General features: G+C 55.9%; 32 protein-coding genes. All 32 read right to left on the bottom strand.

The features are described 5' to 3' along the window. Positions 1-338 precede the first annotated feature (338 nt). The 32 genes from MV985_RS08620 to MV985_RS08465 all read right to left on the bottom strand — a co-directional run bounded on the left by MV985_RS08620 (position 339) and on the right by MV985_RS08465 (position 17,974). Complete coding sequence (locus MV985_RS08620) at positions 339-1,343, bottom strand: RNA-guided pseudouridylation complex pseudouridine synthase subunit Cbf5 (protein WP_297465327.1); 1,005 nt, start codon at positions 1,341-1,343, stop codon at positions 339-341. A gap of 141 nt (positions 1,344-1,484) precedes the next feature. Then, the gene (locus MV985_RS08615; protein ID WP_297465321.1) at positions 1,485-1,736 is read right to left on the bottom strand and encodes a 50S ribosomal protein L14e; all 252 of its coding nucleotides are present in this window, start codon (positions 1,734-1,736) and stop codon (positions 1,485-1,487) included. Further along, positions 1,737-2,330 carry a (d)CMP kinase gene (gene cmk / locus MV985_RS08610; RefSeq protein WP_297465319.1) on the bottom strand — a complete coding sequence of 198 codons (594 nt, stop codon included), beginning with the start codon at positions 2,328-2,330 and terminating at the stop codon, positions 1,737-1,739. It abuts the gene before it with no gap. A 10-nt stretch (positions 2,331-2,340) separates the two neighbouring features. Further along, positions 2,341-2,613, bottom strand: a complete 273-nt coding sequence (locus MV985_RS08605; RefSeq protein WP_297465317.1) for a 50S ribosomal protein L34e — start codon at positions 2,611-2,613, stop codon at positions 2,341-2,343. 41 nt (positions 2,614-2,654) lie between these two features. Then, entirely contained in the window at positions 2,655-3,182 is a 528-nt protein-coding gene (locus MV985_RS08600; RefSeq protein WP_297465315.1) for a DUF106 domain-containing protein, read from the bottom strand. Continuing rightward, positions 3,175-3,765 carry an adenylate kinase gene (locus MV985_RS08595; RefSeq protein WP_297465313.1) on the bottom strand — a complete coding sequence of 197 codons (591 nt, stop codon included), beginning with the start codon at positions 3,763-3,765 and terminating at the stop codon, positions 3,175-3,177. Before MV985_RS08595 ends, MV985_RS08600 begins: the two co-directional genes overlap by 8 nt. A 72-nt stretch (positions 3,766-3,837) precedes the next feature. After that, the gene (gene secY / locus MV985_RS08590) at positions 3,838-5,283 is read right to left on the bottom strand and encodes a preprotein translocase subunit SecY (RefSeq protein WP_297465310.1); all 1,446 of its coding nucleotides are present in this window, start codon (positions 5,281-5,283) and stop codon (positions 3,838-3,840) included. Positions 5,284-5,314: 31 nt separating this feature from the next. Then, entirely contained in the window at positions 5,315-5,761 is a 447-nt protein-coding gene (locus MV985_RS08585) for an uL15 family ribosomal protein (RefSeq protein ID WP_297465309.1), read from the bottom strand. Between the two features lie 11 nt (positions 5,762-5,772). Next, positions 5,773-6,240 (bottom strand): 50S ribosomal protein L30, encoded by a 468-nt coding sequence (locus tag MV985_RS08580; protein ID WP_297465306.1) that lies wholly within the window; start codon positions 6,238-6,240, stop codon positions 5,773-5,775. A gap of 11 nt (positions 6,241-6,251) precedes the next feature. Further along, positions 6,252-6,959 carry a 30S ribosomal protein S5 gene (gene rpsE / locus MV985_RS08575; protein ID WP_297465304.1) on the bottom strand — a complete coding sequence of 236 codons (708 nt, stop codon included), beginning with the start codon at positions 6,957-6,959 and terminating at the stop codon, positions 6,252-6,254. After that, positions 6,956-7,561 carry a 50S ribosomal protein L18 gene (locus tag MV985_RS08570; protein WP_297465302.1) on the bottom strand — a complete coding sequence of 202 codons (606 nt, stop codon included), beginning with the start codon at positions 7,559-7,561 and terminating at the stop codon, positions 6,956-6,958. Before MV985_RS08570 ends, rpsE begins: the two co-directional genes overlap by 4 nt. A gap of 10 nt (positions 7,562-7,571) precedes the next feature. Next, entirely contained in the window at positions 7,572-8,018 is a 447-nt protein-coding gene (locus tag MV985_RS08565; RefSeq protein ID WP_297465300.1) for a 50S ribosomal protein L19e, read from the bottom strand. Positions 8,019-8,023: 5 nt separating this feature from the next. After that, positions 8,024-8,407, bottom strand: a complete 384-nt coding sequence (locus tag MV985_RS08560; protein WP_297465298.1) for a 50S ribosomal protein L32e — start codon at positions 8,405-8,407, stop codon at positions 8,024-8,026. Positions 8,408-8,417: 10 nt separating this feature from the next. Continuing rightward, positions 8,418-8,972, bottom strand: a complete 555-nt coding sequence (locus tag MV985_RS08555) for a 50S ribosomal protein L6 (protein WP_297465297.1) — start codon at positions 8,970-8,972, stop codon at positions 8,418-8,420. Between the two features lie 128 nt (positions 8,973-9,100). Continuing rightward, positions 9,101-9,493 carry a 30S ribosomal protein S8 gene (locus MV985_RS08550; RefSeq protein ID WP_297465295.1) on the bottom strand — a complete coding sequence of 131 codons (393 nt, stop codon included), beginning with the start codon at positions 9,491-9,493 and terminating at the stop codon, positions 9,101-9,103. Between the two features lie 9 nt (positions 9,494-9,502). Next, positions 9,503-9,673, bottom strand: a complete 171-nt coding sequence (locus tag MV985_RS08545; RefSeq protein WP_297465293.1) for a 30S ribosomal protein S14 — start codon at positions 9,671-9,673, stop codon at positions 9,503-9,505. Between the two features lies 1 nt (position 9,674). Next, positions 9,675-10,226, bottom strand: coding sequence for a 50S ribosomal protein L5 (locus tag MV985_RS08540; RefSeq protein ID WP_297465291.1), 552 nt, complete (start codon positions 10,224-10,226; stop codon positions 9,675-9,677). 10 nt (positions 10,227-10,236) lie between these two features. Continuing rightward, positions 10,237-10,968 carry a 30S ribosomal protein S4e gene (locus MV985_RS08535; RefSeq protein WP_297465290.1) on the bottom strand — a complete coding sequence of 244 codons (732 nt, stop codon included), beginning with the start codon at positions 10,966-10,968 and terminating at the stop codon, positions 10,237-10,239. Further along, a complete protein-coding gene (gene rplX, locus MV985_RS08530; protein ID WP_297465288.1) occupies positions 10,968-11,333 on the bottom strand; it encodes a 50S ribosomal protein L24 in 366 nt (121 codons plus the stop codon). Before rplX ends, MV985_RS08535 begins: the two co-directional genes overlap by 1 nt. Before the next feature lie 10 nt (positions 11,334-11,343). Next, positions 11,344-11,769 carry a 50S ribosomal protein L14 gene (locus MV985_RS08525; RefSeq protein WP_297465286.1) on the bottom strand — a complete coding sequence of 142 codons (426 nt, stop codon included), beginning with the start codon at positions 11,767-11,769 and terminating at the stop codon, positions 11,344-11,346. 5 nt (positions 11,770-11,774) lie between these two features. Beyond that, positions 11,775-12,110, bottom strand: a complete 336-nt coding sequence (locus tag MV985_RS08520) for a 30S ribosomal protein S17 (protein ID WP_297465285.1) — start codon at positions 12,108-12,110, stop codon at positions 11,775-11,777. Next, positions 12,107-12,484, bottom strand: a complete 378-nt coding sequence (locus MV985_RS08515) for a ribonuclease P protein component 1 (protein ID WP_297465282.1) — start codon at positions 12,482-12,484, stop codon at positions 12,107-12,109. Before MV985_RS08515 ends, MV985_RS08520 begins: the two co-directional genes overlap by 4 nt. After that, the gene (gene yciH / locus MV985_RS08510) at positions 12,370-12,636 is read right to left on the bottom strand and encodes a stress response translation initiation inhibitor YciH (protein ID WP_297465325.1); all 267 of its coding nucleotides are present in this window, start codon (positions 12,634-12,636) and stop codon (positions 12,370-12,372) included. The genes MV985_RS08515 and yciH overlap by 115 nt, the downstream gene beginning before the upstream one ends. A 36-nt stretch (positions 12,637-12,672) precedes the next feature. After that, on the bottom strand, positions 12,673-12,873 hold the full coding sequence (gene rpmC / locus MV985_RS08505) for a 50S ribosomal protein L29 (protein ID WP_297465280.1): 201 nt from the start codon (positions 12,871-12,873) through the stop codon (positions 12,673-12,675). After that, positions 12,860-13,489: a 30S ribosomal protein S3 gene (locus tag MV985_RS08500; protein ID WP_297465278.1), complete on the bottom strand. Its 630-nt coding sequence runs from the start codon at positions 13,487-13,489 to the stop codon at positions 12,860-12,862. The genes rpmC and MV985_RS08500 overlap by 14 nt, the downstream gene beginning before the upstream one ends. A 5-nt stretch (positions 13,490-13,494) precedes the next feature. After that, the gene (rplV, locus tag MV985_RS08495; RefSeq protein WP_297465276.1) at positions 13,495-13,965 is read right to left on the bottom strand and encodes a 50S ribosomal protein L22; all 471 of its coding nucleotides are present in this window, start codon (positions 13,963-13,965) and stop codon (positions 13,495-13,497) included. Positions 13,966-13,975: 10 nt separating this feature from the next. Next, positions 13,976-14,377, bottom strand: coding sequence for a 30S ribosomal protein S19 (locus tag MV985_RS08490; RefSeq protein ID WP_297465323.1), 402 nt, complete (start codon positions 14,375-14,377; stop codon positions 13,976-13,978). Between the two features lie 5 nt (positions 14,378-14,382). Next, positions 14,383-15,102, bottom strand: coding sequence for a 50S ribosomal protein L2 (locus tag MV985_RS08485; RefSeq protein WP_297465273.1), 720 nt, complete (start codon positions 15,100-15,102; stop codon positions 14,383-14,385). 11 nt (positions 15,103-15,113) lie between these two features. After that, on the bottom strand, positions 15,114-15,374 hold the full coding sequence (locus MV985_RS08480) for a 50S ribosomal protein L23 (RefSeq protein WP_297465272.1): 261 nt from the start codon (positions 15,372-15,374) through the stop codon (positions 15,114-15,116). Positions 15,375-15,380: 6 nt separating this feature from the next. Then, a complete protein-coding gene (gene rpl4p / locus MV985_RS08475; protein WP_297465270.1) occupies positions 15,381-16,148 on the bottom strand; it encodes a 50S ribosomal protein L4 in 768 nt (255 codons plus the stop codon). Between the two features lie 10 nt (positions 16,149-16,158). Beyond that, positions 16,159-17,202: a 50S ribosomal protein L3 gene (locus tag MV985_RS08470; RefSeq protein ID WP_297465268.1), complete on the bottom strand. Its 1,044-nt coding sequence runs from the start codon at positions 17,200-17,202 to the stop codon at positions 16,159-16,161. Between the two features lies 1 nt (position 17,203). After that, positions 17,204-17,974 carry a putative RNA uridine N3 methyltransferase gene (locus MV985_RS08465; protein ID WP_297465267.1) on the bottom strand — a complete coding sequence of 257 codons (771 nt, stop codon included), beginning with the start codon at positions 17,972-17,974 and terminating at the stop codon, positions 17,204-17,206. Positions 17,975-18,427: the final 453 nt, after the last annotated feature.

The raw sequence follows: 18,427 nt of genomic DNA, 5'->3' as shown, positions 1-18,427 counted from the left end.
TAGTTTGGAGAAAAACGGGGTCGCGGGGTGAAACCCCGCATCGGGGGTTTGAGAGTACAGAGCAAGCTCTAGGAAAGCTTGACCAAAAGATGGTGATTCCGTTTTAAGGTGCAGTTTGGAGAGTGTTTGCACTCTCTCCCACGAGCTCTTAAGTGAGAATTCGGAGAATTCATACCGCAATCTTCAAACATGGGTTTAACTCTAAAAGTAAACTCAAGCAAATGTTCCCACTTGATAGAATTCCAACTCCAAAAACAACTCTCGAAAGGCAAACATAACAAAGGGAAAAACTAAGGAAGGAATCACGAGATTTGATGAAACTTTGCTTGGCAAAGTTTCTACCAGAGCTTTGGATACCAGTCCCTCGGCATGAAGACCTTGTCCACGTCAACCGCTATGCCCCTGCTCTTCCTCAGCATGTCCGCACTGCTCATCTTGGCCTTTCCGAGGGCAACTAACTCATCCTTGAGGCTCATAACCGCGACGAGGTCACCGGGTTTTATCCCCTTGTGGAGCTTGACTATGCCAGGAACCGCGAGATCGGCTCCATGGGTAACCGCCGAAACTGCCGAATCCCTTATCCACACCTTGGGGAGGTGTTCAACGGCCTTCTCCATCGGCTGTATCGCCTGCCGGAAATATTTCTCAATACCGTCCTCCTTCCAGAAGTGGTAGTAGTCCACCAGATCGTGAAGCGTCACCAGTGTCTCGTCCTCCTTGAAGGGGCCGCTTCTGGTTCTCCTCAGCTCGGCCATGTGCGCTCCAACGCCGAGGGCCAGGCCTATGTGGTGGATGAGCGATCTTATATAGGTTCCCGCCTCGACGCCCACCCTGAACAGAACGTCCCTGCCGTCTATCTCAAGAACGTCAATGTAGTAGACTTTCCTCGTCCTCAGCCTTCTCTTAACCGCGCTCCTCAGAGGGGGCCTCTGGATTATCTCGCCTTCGAACTCCTTCATAACGGCCCTGATTTTATCCTCCGGAACGTCGCCGTGGAGGTGCATCAGAGCAACGTACTCCTTTCCGGCAGGAAGGAGCGCCTGAACCACCCTGGTCGCCCTCTCAAGAGCAACTGGCAGGACACCGCTGACCTTGGGATCAAGGGTTCCACCGTGACCGGCTTTATTGAGGTTGAAGAGTCTCTTTATCCAGGCGACGACTTCATGACTCGTGGGTCCCGGCGGTTTGTCGAGGTTTATTATGCCGAACTGAATATGCATCTCCATTGGTCTCTTCTCCGGCGGAAAGCCCCACTTTGGGTTGGTCTCGGCCTTCTCATCTTTGATCAGGACCTCTCGCTTTATGTCGGCAGGTAAAATCCTCCTAACTTCGTTCCTCGCCATGAACATCACCCGATGAGCGTTATCGGAATAGGTTGGGCGTTTCCTTTATAAAGCCAACTAATGGCAGAGGATCACCAGAAAAATACCAGAAGAATCCCAGCAGAAGGAACACAACTAAGAGGGATATGAGGCCGGAAGGCCTCACTCAAGGCTGACTCCAGCGCTCTCAAGGGCGGCCTTTACCTCTTCGTCGGGAGCGCCGCGCTCGATGTTAACCTTCTCCGGGAGGGGCTCGAGGTGCTTGACGTTCATCCTCCTGCGCTTGACCTTGTTCAGTCCAGCGCCGGTGACGAGGACAAAGTTCCTGTCTATGACGTCCACGATGACGACCTTCTCCCCGGCCCTCCTTCCGGCGATAACAACGGCAAGCCTTCCGACTTCCATTGCAGGCATTCATTCCACCTCCTTTTCCTTGTTGTCCGGGTTTGAACCCGACCCCGCGTCGCCGTCGGGGTACAGGTGGTCAATGGCGGCCTTCACAATCGCGAAGACGCCATTTGGATCCCATTTCGCGGTGTTGATGATTAAATCATAAATCGACTTATCGTCGATGTCAATCCCGTAGAGGTTTAAATACCTTTTCCTGTTCTGCTTTTCCCTCTCGGCGATCTGAACGAAGGCCTCCTCGACGGAGACACCCTCCCTCCGGGCGACCCTTCTCGCGCGCTCCATTATGGGGGCATCGAGCCATATTTTGAGGTCGGCGTTCTTGACCATCCAACCCGCGAGACGGCCCTCAATAACGACGTTGCACTCCTTGGCTGCCTCGATCTGCCTTCTGTCAACCTCCCTATCTATCTCCGGGTGAAGCTCCACGTACTTCTGGAATTCCTCGAGCGTCATGCCCATTTCCTCGGCCATCTGACGGAATATCAAACCGGCGTAGACGTGCTTGAAGCCGTAGTGCCTGGCCAGATTCCGGCAGAGGGTCGTCGTCCCGGAACCGGCCAGGCCGCTGACGGTTATGACGAGGCAGCCCTTCGGCATGAAAACACCTTCAGATGACAATCGTGGCCCGTACCTGGGCCTTCATGACCTTTCTCATGCAGCTCGGGCAGAGGTTCGGGTAGGGCCTCTCCGGCCTCTTGGCGGTCTTCGGGAGCTTCCTAATTTCGCTTGGCCTTCCCCGGGGGACGGCGTTGAGGGGCCTTCCGCACATCGCACAGTGGGCGGCCTTTGGCTTCTTCCGTTCAAAGTGTATGACCGTCCTTCCGCCCGGAGTGCGGACGTACTTCCTCTTCCATGACCTTGACCTGTACATCGGCTTCATGCTCTCACCTCGGCTTTCCTTCCAGGGGATCGTTTTTAAATTTAACCCATGTCGAGGAGCTTCCTGAGGACGTAACCGACTATCATTGACGTCATCATGTACCAGCCTATGTAACCGAGCTCGTCGGGTGGAAGGGCCGAGTGGTACATCCTGTGGAACCAGTCGAAGAGGAAGAAGTTGAAGGGAGCCTTCACTATGCCCACCTCGACGTACCACCTTCTGAGCCACCCGAAGAATACCCAGAATATCGGAAGGGTCAGCAGGGTGACCTTGAGCATTGTATCCTTCATGACTTCACTCTGGAGTTTCATCAGCTCCATCTGCTCCTGCTGGAGTTTCTTGAGCTTCTTCTCATCTTTAGAAGCCTGTGCCTCCTTGTACTTCTTCTGAAACTCCCTGCTCTTCTTCTGGAGCCTCTTCACTTTCTCCTGATCAACGAGAACGTAGTTCAGTATCGTGAAGAAGGCACCGAGTATCGCACCGGAAATCGTGACCACGACTATCGGGTGGTAGGCCACGATGAGGGGTCCAAACAGGTCGTCCAGGAAAGCGTATATTCCGTCAATCATACTCCTTCACCGCCAGATCGAGTACTTCAACAAGCTCGTTAACTGCCTCTTCCAGACCCTTATCCTCATGATTCTCGATAATCTTTATGAGGGCGTTTGAATGCATCGCGTAGCTCACCGCCGCAGCACGGTTAAGATCCTGGTGCCTCTCAATTTGCTCCTCCGTTTCAACGTCACGATCGCGCTTGAGATCGCGGAGACGCCTTCCGAGGATCTCACTTGGGGTTGCCTCGATTATAACTATGAAATTCGGGTTTATAGTCTCTATGACCTCCCTGGGGAACCCGAGAAGGTAGCCAACGGGGGTCTTTATGGTGGCGTGAGTGTCGAGCAGCACCGGTTCGGTTCTGGCGATCTCCACTATTCTCCTCGCCGCTTTCATCTGGAGTTCCCTCTGAACCTCTGGGTCAAGTTTTCTCATCTCGTCCCTGTGCCTGACCAGACCCGCCTTGACTGCCTCTTCGAACATCAGGTCACCGAAGTTAACCAGCCGGAACTTTGCCCGGGTTTTCTTCAGGGCAATCCGCGTGATGGTGCTCTTACCGACCCCCGGAATTCCCGTTATAACGACCACAAACGGCATTCCGCTTCACCCAGGAAGGTCTCTGGTGGAAGTAATCGAGGTGGTTTAAAAGGTTTTGGAGAAAAAGAGAAGTTACTTAGTGAAAAACTTTCTCAGGGCGGGGAACATCTCCGTTGCCTGCTCCCTCGCTATCTCCTCGTAGAACCTGTAGAGGATGCCGACGGTAAGGAGGATTCCCGTTCCGGTACCGAGGGCACCGAGGAAGTCGGCGAGCACTGCAACTATCGCCAGCGTAAAGGAGCCCCAGAAGGTAACGTAGGGGATGTACCTGCTGAGAACCCTCTCCAGTATCCTTGGATCCCTCCTGAACCCCGGAATCTGAAGGCCGGCACTCTGGAGCTGCCGTGCTATACTCCTGGCGTCCAGACCCGTCAGCTCAACCCAGAGGAAACCAAATACTATAGACCAGAATATGGTCATCAGGGCGTAAACTAGGGCCCTCCATGGATCCGATATAACATGGAAGATGTCCCTCGGCGGGTAGAGGTAGGTAACGAGACCTGTCAGAGGATTGCCGTGCTCGTCGAAGGTTCCGAGAATGGTTATCCCGTAGTTGTTGAGAAGCCTGGCCCAGAGCTGTATGTTGGCGTAGAGCGCGAAGGTAAGGATGATGGGTATGTTGCTGACGTACATGAACCTTATCGGGTACCTGCCGCGCACTGTAACGCGACCGTAGCTGAGAGGTATCTCGACGCGCATGCCCTCGAGGTAAACGACGATCAGGAAGACCAGTATGGTAGCGAGGAGGTCTAGCATGTCCGGAAGCTGGTCCCTGTAGATAGCCCCCATTATGTCACCGTGAATGAGATGCTGTATGAACGCCGGAATGGCACCGATGATGGCCGGGCCGCCGGTAAGGGGGTCTATGTACTGGTTGGTGGTGAAGGGGTTGAGGGACTTGACAACGACCGTCTGGGAAACACCAGCGGCGATGAATAGACTTATACCACTACCTATACCCCACTTGCTGACCAGCTCATCGAGGAGTATGAGCATCGTTGACGCCAGACCGAGCTGGAGAATTATGAGCAGGCCAAGTCCCAGACCTATGTATACGTTGCCCGCGGGATCGGTCACGGTCTGGAAGGCGCCTATGGAGGTGTTAACCCTTCCGAAAGCACCGGCGAAGACGTAGATTGCCGCCTCGAAGAAGCTCATGAAGACCGCAAAGAGCTTCTGGGTCGCCTGGTAGAACCTCCTGTCCTCGGGGTTGGAAAGGTCGAGTTTGACTATCTCCGAACCGACGAGGAGCTGCATGATTATACTCGCGGTAACGATGGGACCGATACCAAGGGTGAGAAGGGACCCATTTCTGCCCGCGAGGACGAACCTCAGCGTGGCAAAGTAGTCCTGTATGTTCTTTGGAATCCCGTAGAGGGGAATCTCGGCGAGAATAAAGTACAGTATCAGGACGATTCCAGTCCACATGAACTTCTCCCTTAGGGGCACGTGCCTCTTGGGTCTCTCAACCTCGGGGAAGTACCTCTCTATCGCGTAGATTATCTCTCTGAATCCCATGCGAAACACCCCAGAAGTTAAATTAAAGGAATCAGGCGAGGATGACCTCGCCGCCAACGGCTCTGATCTTCTCCTCGGCCCTGGGGGTGACGTAGTACGCCCTGATCACGAGAGGTCTGGTGAGCTTTCCTGAGCCAAGAACCTTGTCAACGCCGAGCTGGGTAACATCAACCACTATCTTCCCTTCCTCCTCATAGGCAACCCCCATGTCGAGGAGGATCTGAAGGTTCTCGTCGATCTCTCCCAGGTTTATGGTCGTCGGTGTGTACTGGACAACCCGGGGCCTGTGGAAGCCGCGCTTACCGAGATGGTCCGGGGCGTACTTGATGGTCCAGGTCCATTTGGTGTCCTTCCTCTTTCCGGTTCCGGCCATTCCCTTACCGCCCTTGCTTCCGCCCCCGCGGTGCTTCTTCTTGCAGCCCCATCCGTGAGTGTGACTTCCGCGGAGCTTCCTAACCTTCTTCTTCCTCCTAATCATCTCTCGCCACCTCAGAGCATTCTCTCAATGAGATCGTTAATCTTCTCGCCGCGGTAGCCGAGGGCTCCGCCCTCCCTAAAGCTGCGCTTCTTGGTTCCCTTGAGGCCGCCCCTCGGCGGGTGGAGCCTGAAGACGGGCTTGATGTTCGGTAAATCCGTGAGCCTCATCTCCCCGTTGACGACCTTCTCCGCGAACTCATCGATGCTCATCCCGAGCTTCTCCCTGACGTACTCGTCGGTTATCGGCTTGTTGCCGACGAGCCTTCCGCGCTTCCTGAGGAGCTTTACCAGGGTCTCCTTGTCGATCTCGCCCCAGGTGATGTAGTCCTTGACCTTCTGGACCATGCCCTTGTAGCTCGGGTTGTCGTCGACGAGGACGAGGTGGTTTACCCTGTGGAGGCGGAGCATAGCTAATGTGTCCCTCACTTCGCCCTTCGCTCTTATTCCGCTCCTAAGCCTGATGAGCGCCAACTTGGCCATCTTCTCTCACCTCACTCAACCGTAAACTCCTGGGGCATCTCCCTGCCAACGATTATGCCATAGCGCTCGATGTCCTCGGGCTTGACCGCGACGCTGTTGGTGTTGTAGAGCGCGTTGAAAACCGCCCTCGCGAAGTTGACGGTTGTTCTGGTCTCACCGAGGGTCTGGGACCAGACGTCCTTAACGCCCGCCAAACTGAGTATTTTCTTGCCGACGTCACCGATGACAAGTCCAAGGCCGCGCGGTCCCGGCATGAGCTTGACGCGAACACTGCCTTCCTTGCCCTCGACGGCGAAAGGAATCGAGTGCGGTCTCCTACAGCGGCATTCCCAGGAACCGCAGCCGCGCTTGATCTCGATGATATTCATCTTGGCGTAGTTGATGGCCTTCCTGATGGCTATCCCAACCTCCTTGCCGTGGCCGATTCCGAGGCCGACGTAACCGTCCCTGTTGCCCACAGCGGCCAAAACGCGGAACCTGATGCGCCTGCCGCTGTCGGTCATCCTGACGGTCAGGGCTATGTCAAGTACTTCCTGGTTCTCCCTAAGGTTGACCTCCGGAAGGAGAACATCAACGATCTCCGGCTCCTTGATCTGGTATCCCTTGCGGAATATCTCACGAATGTCGGTTATCTGACCATCCTTGACGAGCTTGCCGAGTTTCGTCCTCGGCTCCCACTCCTCAAGAACCCTCTGGGCCATCTCTCTCGGGTCGCTCATTCTCTCGCCCCCTCAAACTTCTCGATTATCTTGGCCTTAACCTCTTCAAAGTGCTCGGGGAGCTTCTCAGGCTCGAGGCCCCTCACGAGGTAGCCACCGAACTGCTTCCGGTACAGGCTCTCGTCCTCCTCCTTGAGGGCCTTGGCGTAGTTCGCTATGTGCTCGCCCTTTATCCTGTAGTCTTCAGGGTATATCTCTTCGCTGTGCGGGACGTTCAGACCGGCATCAACGGCACCCTTGAGTACCGCGAAGATGCTCGAGCCCCTGGTCGGCGGGTGAAGGCCGATGTCAAGGATGGCCTCCTCTATTCCAGCCTTCTTGGCCTTGTAGCCGATGAGGAGACCGAGCAGATACGCTGAAGGGGTGTTTCCGCCGTGACCCTTCCAGCCGAAGTCCCTCATAAGCTCCCTGGTGTGAGCGGAAACGATCGTCTTATCTCCCTTGGGGTCGTAGACGACTATCTGGGCTATGTGGTGGTTGAGGGTCTTCCTCACGACAAGCCTGGGCTTGCCAGACTTGAGGAGGGCGAGCCTCTTGTGATAGTTAGTCTTACCCTCTCTCCTCCTCCTGAAGGGAACCCTATACCTAGGTCCTCTCGCCATCTCTCTCACCTCACTCCTTCAAGATGTCGTGCTCCTGCATGAACAGGTAGAGCTGCCTCTTGCTCTTGAACTGGCCGCCCTTAGCACGGATGTAGAGCCTCCTGTAGGTGTGCTCGTCGAGCTTGCCCTCGGCCTTGAGCTTTCTAAGTTCTTTCCTGAGGGCCCTTATGGTCATCATCCAGCGCTCCTTCTTGCCCATCCTGGCGGTCTTCTTACCCTTCCTGCTTCCGGGGCCCCTGTGACGTCCCTTCTTCCTGGCCTCCTGACGGGCCCTCGCCCTGGCCCTGCTCTGTCCCTGGATGGGCTTCTTCTTTATGACACCGTCGTTGATGAGCCTCCTAATGTCTTCCCTGGTTATCGCGGCGGCCACGTCGTCTATTCTCTCGGGGTCTATCCAGATCCTGTTCTCACCACATTTCAACAGGTCAGCGGCAATCCTCCTCTGAGTCCTGAGCATGAGCCTCACCTCGCGTTAAGAACCTTCACGCCGAGCTCTCTGGCCCTCTCGAGGATGGCCTCCCTCTTCCTCGCGCCAACCGTCGCGGCTATCCTCGCGGCCTGTCTGGTCGGATCAATGGCCTCGAGCTCCCTGATGTTGTGGACGAGGACTTCCTCGTATCCGCTCGGGTGAAGCCCGCGGACGGCCTTGGGCGAACTCCAGCCTATGCTCGGTGACCTTGCTTTCCCCTTCTTCTTGAGCCTCATCTTGCTGTCTATTCCCTTGGGCCTTCTCCACTTGGGATCGTTTTTGAACTTGGGGAATCTCCACCACTCCTGGCGGAGGAACCTCGGCTTCTTCCTCTTAATCCTGGCCCTTATCCTAAGGAGTCTCGCCTTCTCGTTCATCTCTCACACCTCAGAACTTTATCGGCTTACCAGCCTTATCAACGATGTAGATACCATCCTGGAAGACGCGCCTGTCCCACTTGTTTATCCTCGTCGCCTGCTCGATGTTCGCGGCCGTCTGACCGGCCTTCTCCTTGTCTATGCTCTCAACGGTGATCTCCTGACCGCGAACCTTGACCGTAACTCCGGGGAGTATCTCCGCCCTTCTCGGGGCCTTTTCACCGAGGAAGTTCTCTATGACGACCTCGTTGCCCTGAACTTTCACGGTAATGGGGAAGTGGCTGTAAACCACCTTGAGCCTGTAGGTGAAGCCCTCTGTAACGCCCCTGATCATGTTGGCTATGTGGGCCTTGAATGTCCTGGCCATGGCTACGTCCCTCTTCCGCGGGAACTCCTTGAAGACGACGACCCTGCCGTCCTCTGTGAAGATCTTGATCCCAGGGTATGTGAACTCCCTCTCGAGCTCACCCTTGGGACCCCTAACCCGAACGGTGTTCCCCTCGACGGTGACCTCAACTCCCTCCGGGATCTCAACCTCTTCCCGTATCCACGCATCTATCGGCATCTCTCTCACCTCAGCAGCCCTTTGCTTCGCAAAGCGCTGGCGGAAATCCTGCCAGCGGGATTATCAACACATTTTTCTGCTCCATATCTTCCAACTCCCTCTTTCGCCGGCCTTTTCGTAACGGCCGCTCAGTAGACGTAGGCTATCAGTCTTCCACCAATGCCCTTCTCACGGGCTTCCTTGTGGGTCATGACGCCCTGGGGTGTCGAGACTATGAGGATACCGAACTCGAAGGCCGGAAGGAACCTCTTCTCCCAGGCCTCGTACTCCTTAGCTTTGACCGGGAAGCGCGGCTTTATGGCACCAGCCTTGTTGATCTTGCCTATGAGCTGCACCCTGTAGATGCCGGCCCTTCCGTCGTCGATGAACTCGAACTCGCCTATGTAGCCGTTCTCCTGCATGACCCTGAGGACCTCTCCCATGAGCTTCGATGCCGGCTTGAGGTAAACCTCCTTCTTTCCAACCCTCTCGCTGTTGGTTATGTGGGAGAGAGCGTTCGCCAGCGGATCAAGTAGCGTCATATTACCACCTCACTCGTACTTCTTAAAGCCCAGCTTGGGGGCTATCTCCCTAAAGCAGTGTCTGCAGAGCATCAGGCCATGGATCCTCACTATGGGCCCGTACTGGCCGCAGCGCATGCACCTTCTCGCGCCCTTCCCAAACTTCCTCGGCTTTCTCCTGTTGTAATCAGCCTTCGCCATCTCACAATCCCTCCACGTTCACGTTGAACTCTTCCATAGCGAAGACGATACCCTCTTCCTTCGTCAGCTTGTGCCTGTTCGGTATCTTCCTCCTCTGCCTCTTTCTCTTTGCAACCCTAAAGCCGGGTCTTTCGAGGGTGACGCAGACGTCCATACCGAAGATACCGATCTCCGGGTCGTACTCCACTCCCGGGATGTTGATGTGCTCCTGGATTCCAAAGCAGAAGTTGCCGTGCTCGTCGAAATTGCCCGTCTGAAGCTTTCGGTCAACCGCCTCGAGAAGTCTGTCGAGCATCTGTCTGGCCTTCTCACCGCGGAGGGTGACCTTTACCGCTATAGGCTCTCCCCTCCTGATTCCAAAGTCCCTGTTGGTCTGCTTGGCCCTCCTCCTGATAGGCTTCTGGCCGACGAGATCCTGGAGCATCTTCTCCGCCTTGGTTAAGCGCTCACCGCTCTCGCCGACACCGATGTTTATGGTAACCTTCTCGATTCTGGGTTTCCTCATAGGGTGAGCTTCCCAGTCAGCAAGTATGGCCTCTCTGTTGATCTCCATCTATCTCACCTCACGGAAGGGAAATCTCCGGCTTCTCCTTCCCAACGACGAAGGCATACTCCTTCAGGGTGTCGAAGAGCTCACCGTTCTCGTCCTCGATAGTGACGACGTCCGGCCATCCCATCGGGAACCGCCTGATCTCAACGACCTTACCCTTTCTCGCGACGTTCTTACCCTGGGTAACGAAGACGTAGGAGCCAACCTCGAAGGGTATAATCCCGATTACCTCCCTCTCCGGAACCTTCATGAGGACGGTGTAGGCCGTCCTGTAGGCATCCTTCTCGGCCGGACTGACCAGATGGTTGCTCCCGTCGTGGAAGTTGAGCTGCACCTTGGCGCCCTTCACCATGCGCTTGTTGTTTATCCGGAGTGGCTTGATCTTCGCCTCTTCCTCGCTTATCGGGTGGAGGATGAGCTTTCCTATCCTGTTCGGAAGGACCCTGTAGTGCTCTCCCGTCTCGGGTATCGAGACCACGTCCATTATCCCAACGGGGAACTTGTAGTCCTTCCTAACGCGGCCGTCAACGAGTATCTTGCCCTCATTGAGTATCTTCCTGGCCTCTCTCGCCGTCTTTGCGTAGCCAAGGTAATCCCTCACGATGTAAAGCAGTGGTATGGAGGTCCTCATGCTGTGCGGACCCGGACTCGGCCTGACCGCCCACTTGTAGTCCTTTCTGCGAACGTACCACTGATCCGGAGCGGCAAGCCTTTTAAGGTGTCTCTTGGCTCCCTTTCTCGCCATCAGCCAGCCCTCCTCTTGAGTATTTTCTCTCTCCTCTCATCTTCAAGGTTGAGTTCGACTATCATGACGTTCGACGGGTGAACCGGGTAGAACACCTCGGTGCCGTCGGTCTTCTTCTGGGTCACACCCTCCACGTAGATACGATACCTCCTGAGGTCGAGCTCAGCGACCTTACCCTCCTTGCCCTTGAAGTCACCGCGCATGATCCTAACCCTGTCGCCAACCCTGACGGGCATGCTCCTTATTCCATACTTGCTCCTGAGATCCTCGCTCAGAGTGGCGGCCATTATCTTGCTCCTAAGGTGAAGGGGAGCGTTGTGGAGGAACCTCCTCTGCTTCCTCGGCTGTTTAGTATCGAGCTTCATCTTTCTCACCTCACAACACTATGCTCGCTATGCTGCCGAGCCTGACCCAGCGCTCAGCAGCCTCCCTCGCTATGGCACCCCTGATCTCGGTTCCCCTCGGGACGCCCTCGGGGGTGACTATAGCTGCCGCGTTGTCCTCGAACTTAACGCGCATGCCGTCAAGTCTTCTGTACTCCTTCCTCTGCCTGACGACGACCGCTCTAACGACCTGGTGCCTGATGTCGGGCCTTCCCTTCTTGACGGTCGCTATTACCATGTCTCCAACGCCCGCGCTTGCGAGTCTCCTCCTCGTCCCTTTGTAGCCGACGACGCCTATGATCTGGATGATCTTGGCACCGCTGTTGTCAGCGACCTTGAGGTAGGCACCGACCGGCAGGGCACGGGTCGGCCTGACGGGGCTAATTCCTCTGGTGGCTCCAGCACCCTTCTTCGCCATTTACATCACCTCTCGCCGGCCCTCTTGGTGACGGCAACGACAACCCAGCTCTTGGTCTTGCTTATCGGCCTGGTCTCCGCGATGAGAACGCGGTCTCCAACTTTCGCGTTTATGCACTCCGGGTTGTGAGCGTGAACCCTGCTCCTCCTGAGCTCATACCTCTCGTACTTCTTGAGGTAGTGGTAGTGCTGCCTCTCGACGACGACGGTCTTCTTGCCCTTGTCGCTGACGACGACTCCCTCGACGTATCTGCCGTGTATCTTGAGGTGCCCGTGCCAGGGGCAGTGGGGATCGTTACACTTCTCAGCGGGAGGCTGAACCTTCAATCCGATCTCTCTCATCTTCTCCACCTCTTCTTCAGTCTCATCTCGGGTCTTCCAACCAGTTCCTTTCCCTTGATCCGGATCCTCTTATCGCCAGTTTCAAACTCGAGTTCCACCACGTCCTTTGGAATAACCCACACCCTCTCACCGCCGATGGTGAGGGTGTTCCTCGTCTCGTCAAGGACGTAGCCCTCGATGCCAACCAGCCCTGGATGGGATGCCCTTATAATCTTTGCTTTGAGGCCTATGAGTTCGTGCCAGACGATGTTTTTGGCCGTCACTCGATCTCTATCAGATCCTCGGAAAACCCAAGGTCTGCGAGCAGCTTTTTGACCCTGTCTCTGTGATCGCCCTGAAGCTCGATCCTTCCCTTCTTCACCGTTCCGCCGCATGCCAGCTTCGCCTTCAGCTTCTTTGCTATCTCTTCTAGATCGAACTCCTTCTCGTCTATGCCCTCGATTATGGTTTTAAGCTTTCCGTAGCGGGCCCTCTCGATGTAGACCCTTATCCTCTGCTGTTCCTTTAGCACTTCTTTAAAGAGCATCTCATCCAGGGGGTTAACAATCCTCGGCACCTAACCTCACCTTTTCTCCCTGAGCTTCTCCCTCTTTATTGTAAGCAGGCGCGCGATGTCGCGCCTGAGGTTCCTTATAACCATGGGGTTCTCGAGAGAGGCCCCCATGGTGAGCACACCCCTCTCCTTGGCGAGCTCCAGCCTGAGCTCCCGGATCTTCTTATCGATCTCCTCGATGCTCATCTCTCTAATTTCACTCGGCTTCATTGGTGCTCACCTCTTCCTGAACCTTGTCGACGACCTCTATCTCGTCCGGAAGCTTGGCGTCGGGCGGCATGATCGAGACCTTGACACCGATGACACCGAGCTTGAGCTTGGCCTGGGCGTAGCCCCTGCTGACGAGGGTCTCGGCCGGGTTTCCGACCTTTGCGAGGTAGCCCTGGTAGAAGCGGACGCTTTTCGCTCTTTCGCCGGTGAGCTTTCCGCTCAGGCGAATCTCGACACCTCTAGCTCCGTTCCTCATGATAGCCCTTATGGCGGAGTAGGCAGCCCTCCTGAAGTGGATGCCCCTCTCGAGGGCCTGTGCCAAGCGAACGGCCTGGACCTTGGCGTTGAGGTAGGGGTTTTTAATTTCTTCAACCTCGATCTGGGGGTTCTCGAGACCGAACTGCCTCTCGAGGATCCTGGTGAGTTCTCTAATGCGTCTTCCACCCCTGCCTATGACGTAGCCGGGGCTCGCCGCAAAGATGGTAACCTTGGTTCCAAGCGGGGTCTTCTTTATGTCAATTCCCCCGTAGCCGGCCCTCCTGAGTTCTTTCTCAAGGTACTCGTCGATGAGCATCTCCTTAACGTTTTCCTTGATGAAGTATCTCTCGATCGCCAAAAGTCTCACCTCCTAATCTCCTCGACGACTATCTCTATGTGGGTCGTTTCCTCGTTGAACGGTGTGGCCCTTCCGAAGGCCCTCGGGATATACCCGCGGAGCACGGGCCCCCTGTGCGCCGCCGCGTGGATTATCCTGAGCCTGTCCGGGTCGAGACCCTTCTGCTCGGCGTTGTTCTTGGCGTTGAGGAGTATTTTCCTGACGGCCTTGGCAACCTTGACGGGATACCTTCCAGGACCGAAGCCCCTACCCGGCTTGTGGCCCTGGCTGTCGTTGAAGCGCTTCATCGGAACCGGCCTCTTCAGAGCGATGACGTCATCGAGGTAGCGGAGAGCGTCGTTGAGCATCATGCCCCTTATCTCCCTGAGGAGCTCGACGCTGTGCTTGGGTGACATGCGGAGGTCCCTTCCGCTCGCTCTTGCCATCCTTTCGGGGTCAAAATTTTGGAATGAGTAGGAAAACCTGCCCCTGCTCATCTGTACCACCTCACTTCACAGCGACGAACATCGATGATCTCGTTGCTCCGACACCTGGTGAGCCGTGCTGGACTATCTTCCTCGTGAGTGCGAACTCGCCGAGGTAGTGGCCAATCATCTCGGGCTTTATCTCCACAGGAACGAACTCCTTGCCGTTGTAGACGTGGATGGTGATACCCACCATCTCCGGAAGGACGACCATGTCCCTGCTGTGGGTTCTTATCGGCTTGCTGTACTTGCCCTTCCTCGCCAGGCGGACTTTCCTGAGGAGCTTCTTCTGCTCCGGGGAAAGGCCCCTCTTAAGGCTCCTCCTCTGTCTGCTGGGGAGGAGCCTCGCGAACTCTTCAAGGGACATATTGAGCAGCTCATCGAGGGTGTAACCCCTGTACCTAAACTCCTTTTTTCTCGCCATCTTCATCACTTCCTCCTACCAGTTCTTCTCGCGGCTATGTGACCGACCTTCCTTCCGGGCGGGGCCCTTCTAGAGACGGTGCTCGGCCTTCCGATGTGGTGCTCCTTACCACCGTGGGGGTGGTTGACGGCGTTCATCTTGACACCCCTCGGCTTCGGCCAGAACCTGTTGCGAGCCTTGGCTATGTAGTAGGCCTTACCGGCCTTGACGATCGGCTTCTCGAGCCTTCCACCGCCGGCAACGACACCTATCGTAGCTCTGCAGTTGGGTTTGAACTGCTTGAGCTCACCGCTCGGAAGCTGAACTATAACCTTGTCCTTCTCCCTGCTCACAACGAGGGCGTAGGCACCGCCCGCTCTAACGTACTTTCCGCCATCCCCGGGGATCCCCTCGATGTCGTAGACGTAGGTTCCCTCGGGTATCATCGCCAGCGGGAGGGTGTTGCCGATCTTGATCGGGGCGTTCGGTCCTATCGCTATCTCCTCGCCGACGAGGATTCCTTCGGGGGCTATGATGAGCCTCTCCGTGCCGTCCTCGAACTTGACGCGGGCAACTGGCGCGGTCCTTCCCGGGTCGTGGAGTATCTCGACGACCTTGCCGACGAGGGTCTTCTCCTTCGTTATGTTGAGTGGAACGTACTTGACGGCGCCCCTGTATCTATGGGAGGGGGCCCTAAAGGTGGTGGTCCCCTTACCTCTCCTCTGCTGGATCAAACTCTTCCCCATCTCACCTCACCTCAGAACAATCCTATCCTGGCAGCGACCTCACTCGCGCTGTACTCGGGCTTGAGCTTCACGTAGGCCTTCTTCTCTCCCCTCATGGTTATGAGGGTGTTGACCTTCTCGACCTTGACGTTGAACATCTCTTCCACGGCCCTCTTGATGTCCCCCTTGGTGGCTCTCTTGTCCACTATGAAGGTGAGCTTGTTCTCGTTCTCAATCATCGCCACGGCCTTCTCCGTGACGACCGGCTTTATGATGACCTTGTACGGATCCATATCCCATCACCCGTAAATCTCCCGGAGTCTCTCTATCGCTCCCTTCGTCCAGATGGTAAGCCTGCCCGGGTGGGTACCCGGAGCGAGCAGCTCAACGCCGAGGTTGTCAACGGTTACCACGTCAACGCCCGGGTGGTTCCTCGCGCCCTGGACGATGCCCTCGTTTTTAGCAACGACCACGAGCGGTCCCCTGGCCTTCTTGTATCTCCTACCGCGCATCTTGCCCTTTCCTGCTCTTATCTTGGTGTTCTTCTTGGCCCTCTCGATGTCGTCCCAGACGCCGAGCTTCTTGAATATCTCCCTGGTCTGTGCCGTTTTGAAGACCTTCTCGAGGTCGTCAACGACAACTAGCGGAACCTGCGGGACGTTGTCAACGACGTGGCCCCTCGCCTTAACGAGGTCGTAGTTGGCGGTGGCGGCGATGGCGCTCATTATAGCCAATCTGCGCTCCTTCTTGTTGATGTCCTCCCAGATTATCTTCTCGACCTTTGGCGGGTGGGTTCTCCTTCCACCGACGGCGAAGGGGACGAAGGCAGCAAACCTCGGTGAGGTCTTTATCCTCTCAACCCTCGCCATGCCGTGGCCCTTTCCAATGTTCTCGGTGACACGCCTCTTGCCGGCGTATGGACTCCTTCCCTGGGGCTGTATCCTGTGGGTCCATGAAGCGATGACTGCACGCCTTATGAGGTCGGGCCTGTAAGGAGTGCTGAAGACCTTAGGAAGCTCGATCTCCTCCACCGGCTCGCCTTCGAGATTGAAAACCTTAACCTTCATCTATCTCACCTCACTGCTTGGACTCCCTACTGACGTAGGTTATCTGCGGCCTCTCAACGGGCGGCTTCTTCTTGGGCGGCCTTATGGCCGGCCTGACCCTGACGATCCTCTTGAAGGAACCCGGAACGGTTCCCTGTATCATGAGGAAGTCGCTTCTTATGATTCCGTAGTGCGGGAAGCCACCCTTCGGGGTTATCTCAACCTCGTGCTTATCGTCGAGCTTGAGCTTGCCGTTCTCGCCTATCGCTATGAGCCTCTTGTTGAACTCTGTCCTGTGGTGGAAGCCCATCTGACCCGCCTGCGGGACGGTCCACATGACCCTAGTCGGGTGCCACGGGCCGAGGTTGCCAACGTGCCTGCCCTTTCCGGCACGCTGAGCCTTGTGGAACTGGACCTTTATCCCCCACCTCTTAACCGGTCCCTGGGTTCCCTTGCCCTTGGTAACGGCTATGACGTCGAGAAGTTCACCCTCGTGGAGAACCTCGCTCGCCCTTATCTCCTTGCCGATCTTTTCCTTGGCGTACTCAAATTTCGCCTTGACGTCGTCGCCACCGATGGCGTACTCCATAACCTCCGGCTTCTTCTTGAGCTTGATGAGCCAGGGCTGGGTGTGGACGAGAAGGCGAACATCAACTATCTCGCCGCTCTCCACGAGGTCCTCGAGCTGGCCGAGTTTGGCCTTGAAGGCCTCCTCGTTGTAGTCCTTCGGCAGGGTCTTTATGTGCCTCTTGACGTGGTCATTCAGCTCGTGGAACCAGACCTCGGTGGCAGTCTCGAGGCCGAGGTAGCCCTGCTTGTAGGCCCTGATGCCGTAGACGAAGAGCGGCGGGACTTCCACGATAGTAACCGGCATGAAGATCTCTTTGCCCTTCGTGAGCCCTGGTCTGTCGTCTATCATGAGGACGTGGGTCATACCGGCCTTGTAGCCAGCAAATCCCAGCATCCTGACCTCGCTGTCCTTCGGCCACTTCTTGATTCTCGGGACTATGCTCTTAGCCCTCTTTCTCGGGGAGTAAGCCAGTGAACCTCTCCTTGGCCTGTGTATCTTTCCCATATCAATCCCTCCTCATGAGATTAAACACCGCGAGTGTAGCGAGGAGCGCCTCCTCGGTGCGGACGGTAGCTGTCCGCTGATTTGGAATCGTGTTGAGGATCAGATCAAAGTCGTAATCCTCTCCTCCGAGGAGTTCGATCACGCCCTTCCTCGGCGAGCCGAATACGAACCCCACCTCCCCCTTAAGAGGGGGAAGCTTCACCTCTCTGATGTCGCGACCCTTCCTCGAGGTCGCGATGACCAGATCCAGTCCGGCCTTTTTAAGTGTTTTCGCCAGGGGTTTTCCTGTGAGGTGCACCCTGTACCCCCAGTACTCCATGGGTTTCACGGGTATCACTTTCAGCGGCCTTACCGAGACGATCCTGAACGTCGCGCGCCCTTCAACATCTCCCTCAACCATCGCGAGGTCGTCGAGGCCGATGTCCGCGTAGACCCTTTTACCTTTCCGGAAGGCGAAGCCCTCACGTATCTCGCCGACCTTTGGTTTTTCCTTGAGTTTGTGGTGCGGCGTCCTGAGGGGCGGGATGACGCCGACGTACCTGAGCTCAGGCATCAGCGGGAACATCCTCTTGCGAAGGTACTGGGGTGTTTCCGCGTATTCAAGGACCGTTTTGATGAATTTCCCGTCCTTTCCCCCGGCTTTGTAGATCCATATGTGCTCGACGCCGAAGATGGCGGAAGCCCTGGCTATCTGGCCGACCTTGTAGGTTCTGATCTTCGGGTCATCGGTTTCCTCGAGGAGCGAGTCCGGAATGAAGATGTGCCAGGCCATTTTCCGTCATCCTTCGCCCTGATAACTTCAATGCTGAACTGGGCTCTATGGAGGGTATTTAAAAGGCTTTCGAAGGCTGCAACCCTTTTTTGATTTGAGAAGTGTGCAACTTTTTTGCAATCAGCCCTTTGATCCGCAAAGCGCGGGCGGAAAGGGATAAACTGTTTCTTAAGCCCTCTTTAACGCGGGTTTCCCTCCTTGAGATTTAGTTTTTGAGTGAGAACATCTTTAAGGGGTTCCTTTTAAACGGGTTTACTTCAAAAAGACGCCCGAAGGGCGTCAAAGAGTAGGAAACCCTTGCAAGATGCTCCCATTATGCATGTTCTTCGTTAGGTGGGGGATGTCTGGGAGAAACCCAATGTTGTAATCCTCTCCCTGTTTGAGGGAGGATTGTTTGATGAAACTTTTTCACTAGAAAAGTTTCTTTGGTCAAGCTTTGCCGGGCAAAGGTTG

It is taken from the genome of Thermococcus sp. (assembly GCF_027012695.1).
In the GTDB taxonomy this organism is placed as follows: Archaea; Methanobacteriota_B; Thermococci; order Thermococcales; family Thermococcaceae; genus Thermococcus.
The sequence above is the reverse complement of the archived record's forward strand: the minus strand, read 5'-3'. Positions and strand labels throughout refer to the sequence as shown.

Bases quoted from the DNA above. Each gene is read 5' to 3' on its own strand.
- MV985_RS08620 (WP_297465327.1), bottom strand. From the start codon at position 1,343: ATGGCGAGGAACGAAGTTAGGAGGATTTTACCTGCCGACATAAAGCGA.
- MV985_RS08615 (WP_297465321.1), bottom strand. From the start codon at position 1,736: ATGCCTGCAATGGAAGTCGGAAGGCTTGCCGTTGTTATCGCCGGAAGG.
- cmk (WP_297465319.1), bottom strand. From the start codon at position 2,330: ATGCCGAAGGGCTGCCTCGTCATAACCGTCAGCGGCCTGGCCGGTTCC.
- MV985_RS08605 (WP_297465317.1), bottom strand. From the start codon at position 2,613: ATGAAGCCGATGTACAGGTCAAGGTCATGGAAGAGGAAGTACGTCCGC.
- MV985_RS08600 (WP_297465315.1), bottom strand. From the start codon at position 3,182: ATGATTGACGGAATATACGCTTTCCTGGACGACCTGTTTGGACCCCTC.
- MV985_RS08595 (WP_297465313.1), bottom strand. From the start codon at position 3,765: ATGCCGTTTGTGGTCGTTATAACGGGAATTCCGGGGGTCGGTAAGAGC.
- secY (WP_297465310.1), bottom strand. From the start codon at position 5,283: ATGGGATTCAGAGAGATAATCTACGCGATAGAGAGGTACTTCCCCGAG.
- MV985_RS08585 (WP_297465309.1), bottom strand. From the start codon at position 5,761: ATGATTAGGAGGAAGAAGAAGGTTAGGAAGCTCCGCGGAAGTCACACT.
- MV985_RS08580 (WP_297465306.1), bottom strand. From the start codon at position 6,240: ATGGCCAAGTTGGCGCTCATCAGGCTTAGGAGCGGAATAAGAGCGAAG.
- rpsE (WP_297465304.1), bottom strand. From the start codon at position 6,959: ATGAGCGACCCGAGAGAGATGGCCCAGAGGGTTCTTGAGGAGTGGGAG.
- MV985_RS08570 (WP_297465302.1), bottom strand. From the start codon at position 7,561: ATGGCGAGAGGACCTAGGTATAGGGTTCCCTTCAGGAGGAGGAGAGAG.
- MV985_RS08565 (WP_297465300.1), bottom strand. From the start codon at position 8,018: ATGCTCAGGACTCAGAGGAGGATTGCCGCTGACCTGTTGAAATGTGGT.
- MV985_RS08560 (WP_297465298.1), bottom strand. From the start codon at position 8,407: ATGAACGAGAAGGCGAGACTCCTTAGGATAAGGGCCAGGATTAAGAGG.
- MV985_RS08555 (WP_297465297.1), bottom strand. From the start codon at position 8,972: ATGCCGATAGATGCGTGGATACGGGAAGAGGTTGAGATCCCGGAGGGA.
- MV985_RS08550 (WP_297465295.1), bottom strand. From the start codon at position 9,493: ATGACGCTACTTGATCCGCTGGCGAACGCTCTCTCCCACATAACCAAC.
- MV985_RS08545 (WP_297465293.1), bottom strand. From the start codon at position 9,673: ATGGCGAAGGCTGATTACAACAGGAGAAAGCCGAGGAAGTTTGGGAAG.
- MV985_RS08540 (WP_297465291.1), bottom strand. From the start codon at position 10,226: ATGGAGATCAACAGAGAGGCCATACTTGCTGACTGGGAAGCTCACCCT.
- MV985_RS08535 (WP_297465290.1), bottom strand. From the start codon at position 10,968: ATGGCGAGAAAGGGAGCCAAGAGACACCTTAAAAGGCTTGCCGCTCCG.
- rplX (WP_297465288.1), bottom strand. From the start codon at position 11,333: ATGAAGCTCGATACTAAACAGCCGAGGAAGCAGAGGAGGTTCCTCCAC.
- MV985_RS08525 (WP_297465286.1), bottom strand. From the start codon at position 11,769: ATGGCGAAGAAGGGTGCTGGAGCCACCAGAGGAATTAGCCCCGTCAGG.
- MV985_RS08520 (WP_297465285.1), bottom strand. From the start codon at position 12,110: ATGAGAGAGATCGGATTGAAGGTTCAGCCTCCCGCTGAGAAGTGTAAC.
- MV985_RS08515 (WP_297465282.1), bottom strand. From the start codon at position 12,484: ATGCGGCGGAACGGTGAAGAAGGGAAGGATCGAGCTTCAGGGCGATCA.
- yciH (WP_297465325.1), bottom strand. From the start codon at position 12,636: ATGCTCTTTAAAGAAGTGCTAAAGGAACAGCAGAGGATAAGGGTCTAC.
- rpmC (WP_297465280.1), bottom strand. From the start codon at position 12,873: ATGAAGCCGAGTGAAATTAGAGAGATGAGCATCGAGGAGATCGATAAG.
- rplV (WP_297465276.1), bottom strand. From the start codon at position 13,965: ATGAGCAGGGGCAGGTTTTCCTACTCATTCCAAAATTTTGACCCCGAA.
- MV985_RS08490 (WP_297465323.1), bottom strand. From the start codon at position 14,377: ATGGCGAGAAAAAAGGAGTTTAGGTACAGGGGTTACACCCTCGATGAG.
- MV985_RS08485 (WP_297465273.1), bottom strand. From the start codon at position 15,102: ATGGGGAAGAGTTTGATCCAGCAGAGGAGAGGTAAGGGGACCACCACC.
- MV985_RS08480 (WP_297465272.1), bottom strand. From the start codon at position 15,374: ATGGATCCGTACAAGGTCATCATAAAGCCGGTCGTCACGGAGAAGGCC.
- rpl4p (WP_297465270.1), bottom strand. From the start codon at position 16,148: ATGAAGGTTAAGGTTTTCAATCTCGAAGGCGAGCCGGTGGAGGAGATC.
- MV985_RS08470 (WP_297465268.1), bottom strand. From the start codon at position 17,202: ATGGGAAAGATACACAGGCCAAGGAGAGGTTCACTGGCTTACTCCCCG.
- MV985_RS08465 (WP_297465267.1), bottom strand. From the start codon at position 17,974: ATGGCCTGGCACATCTTCATTCCGGACTCGCTCCTCGAGGAAACCGAT.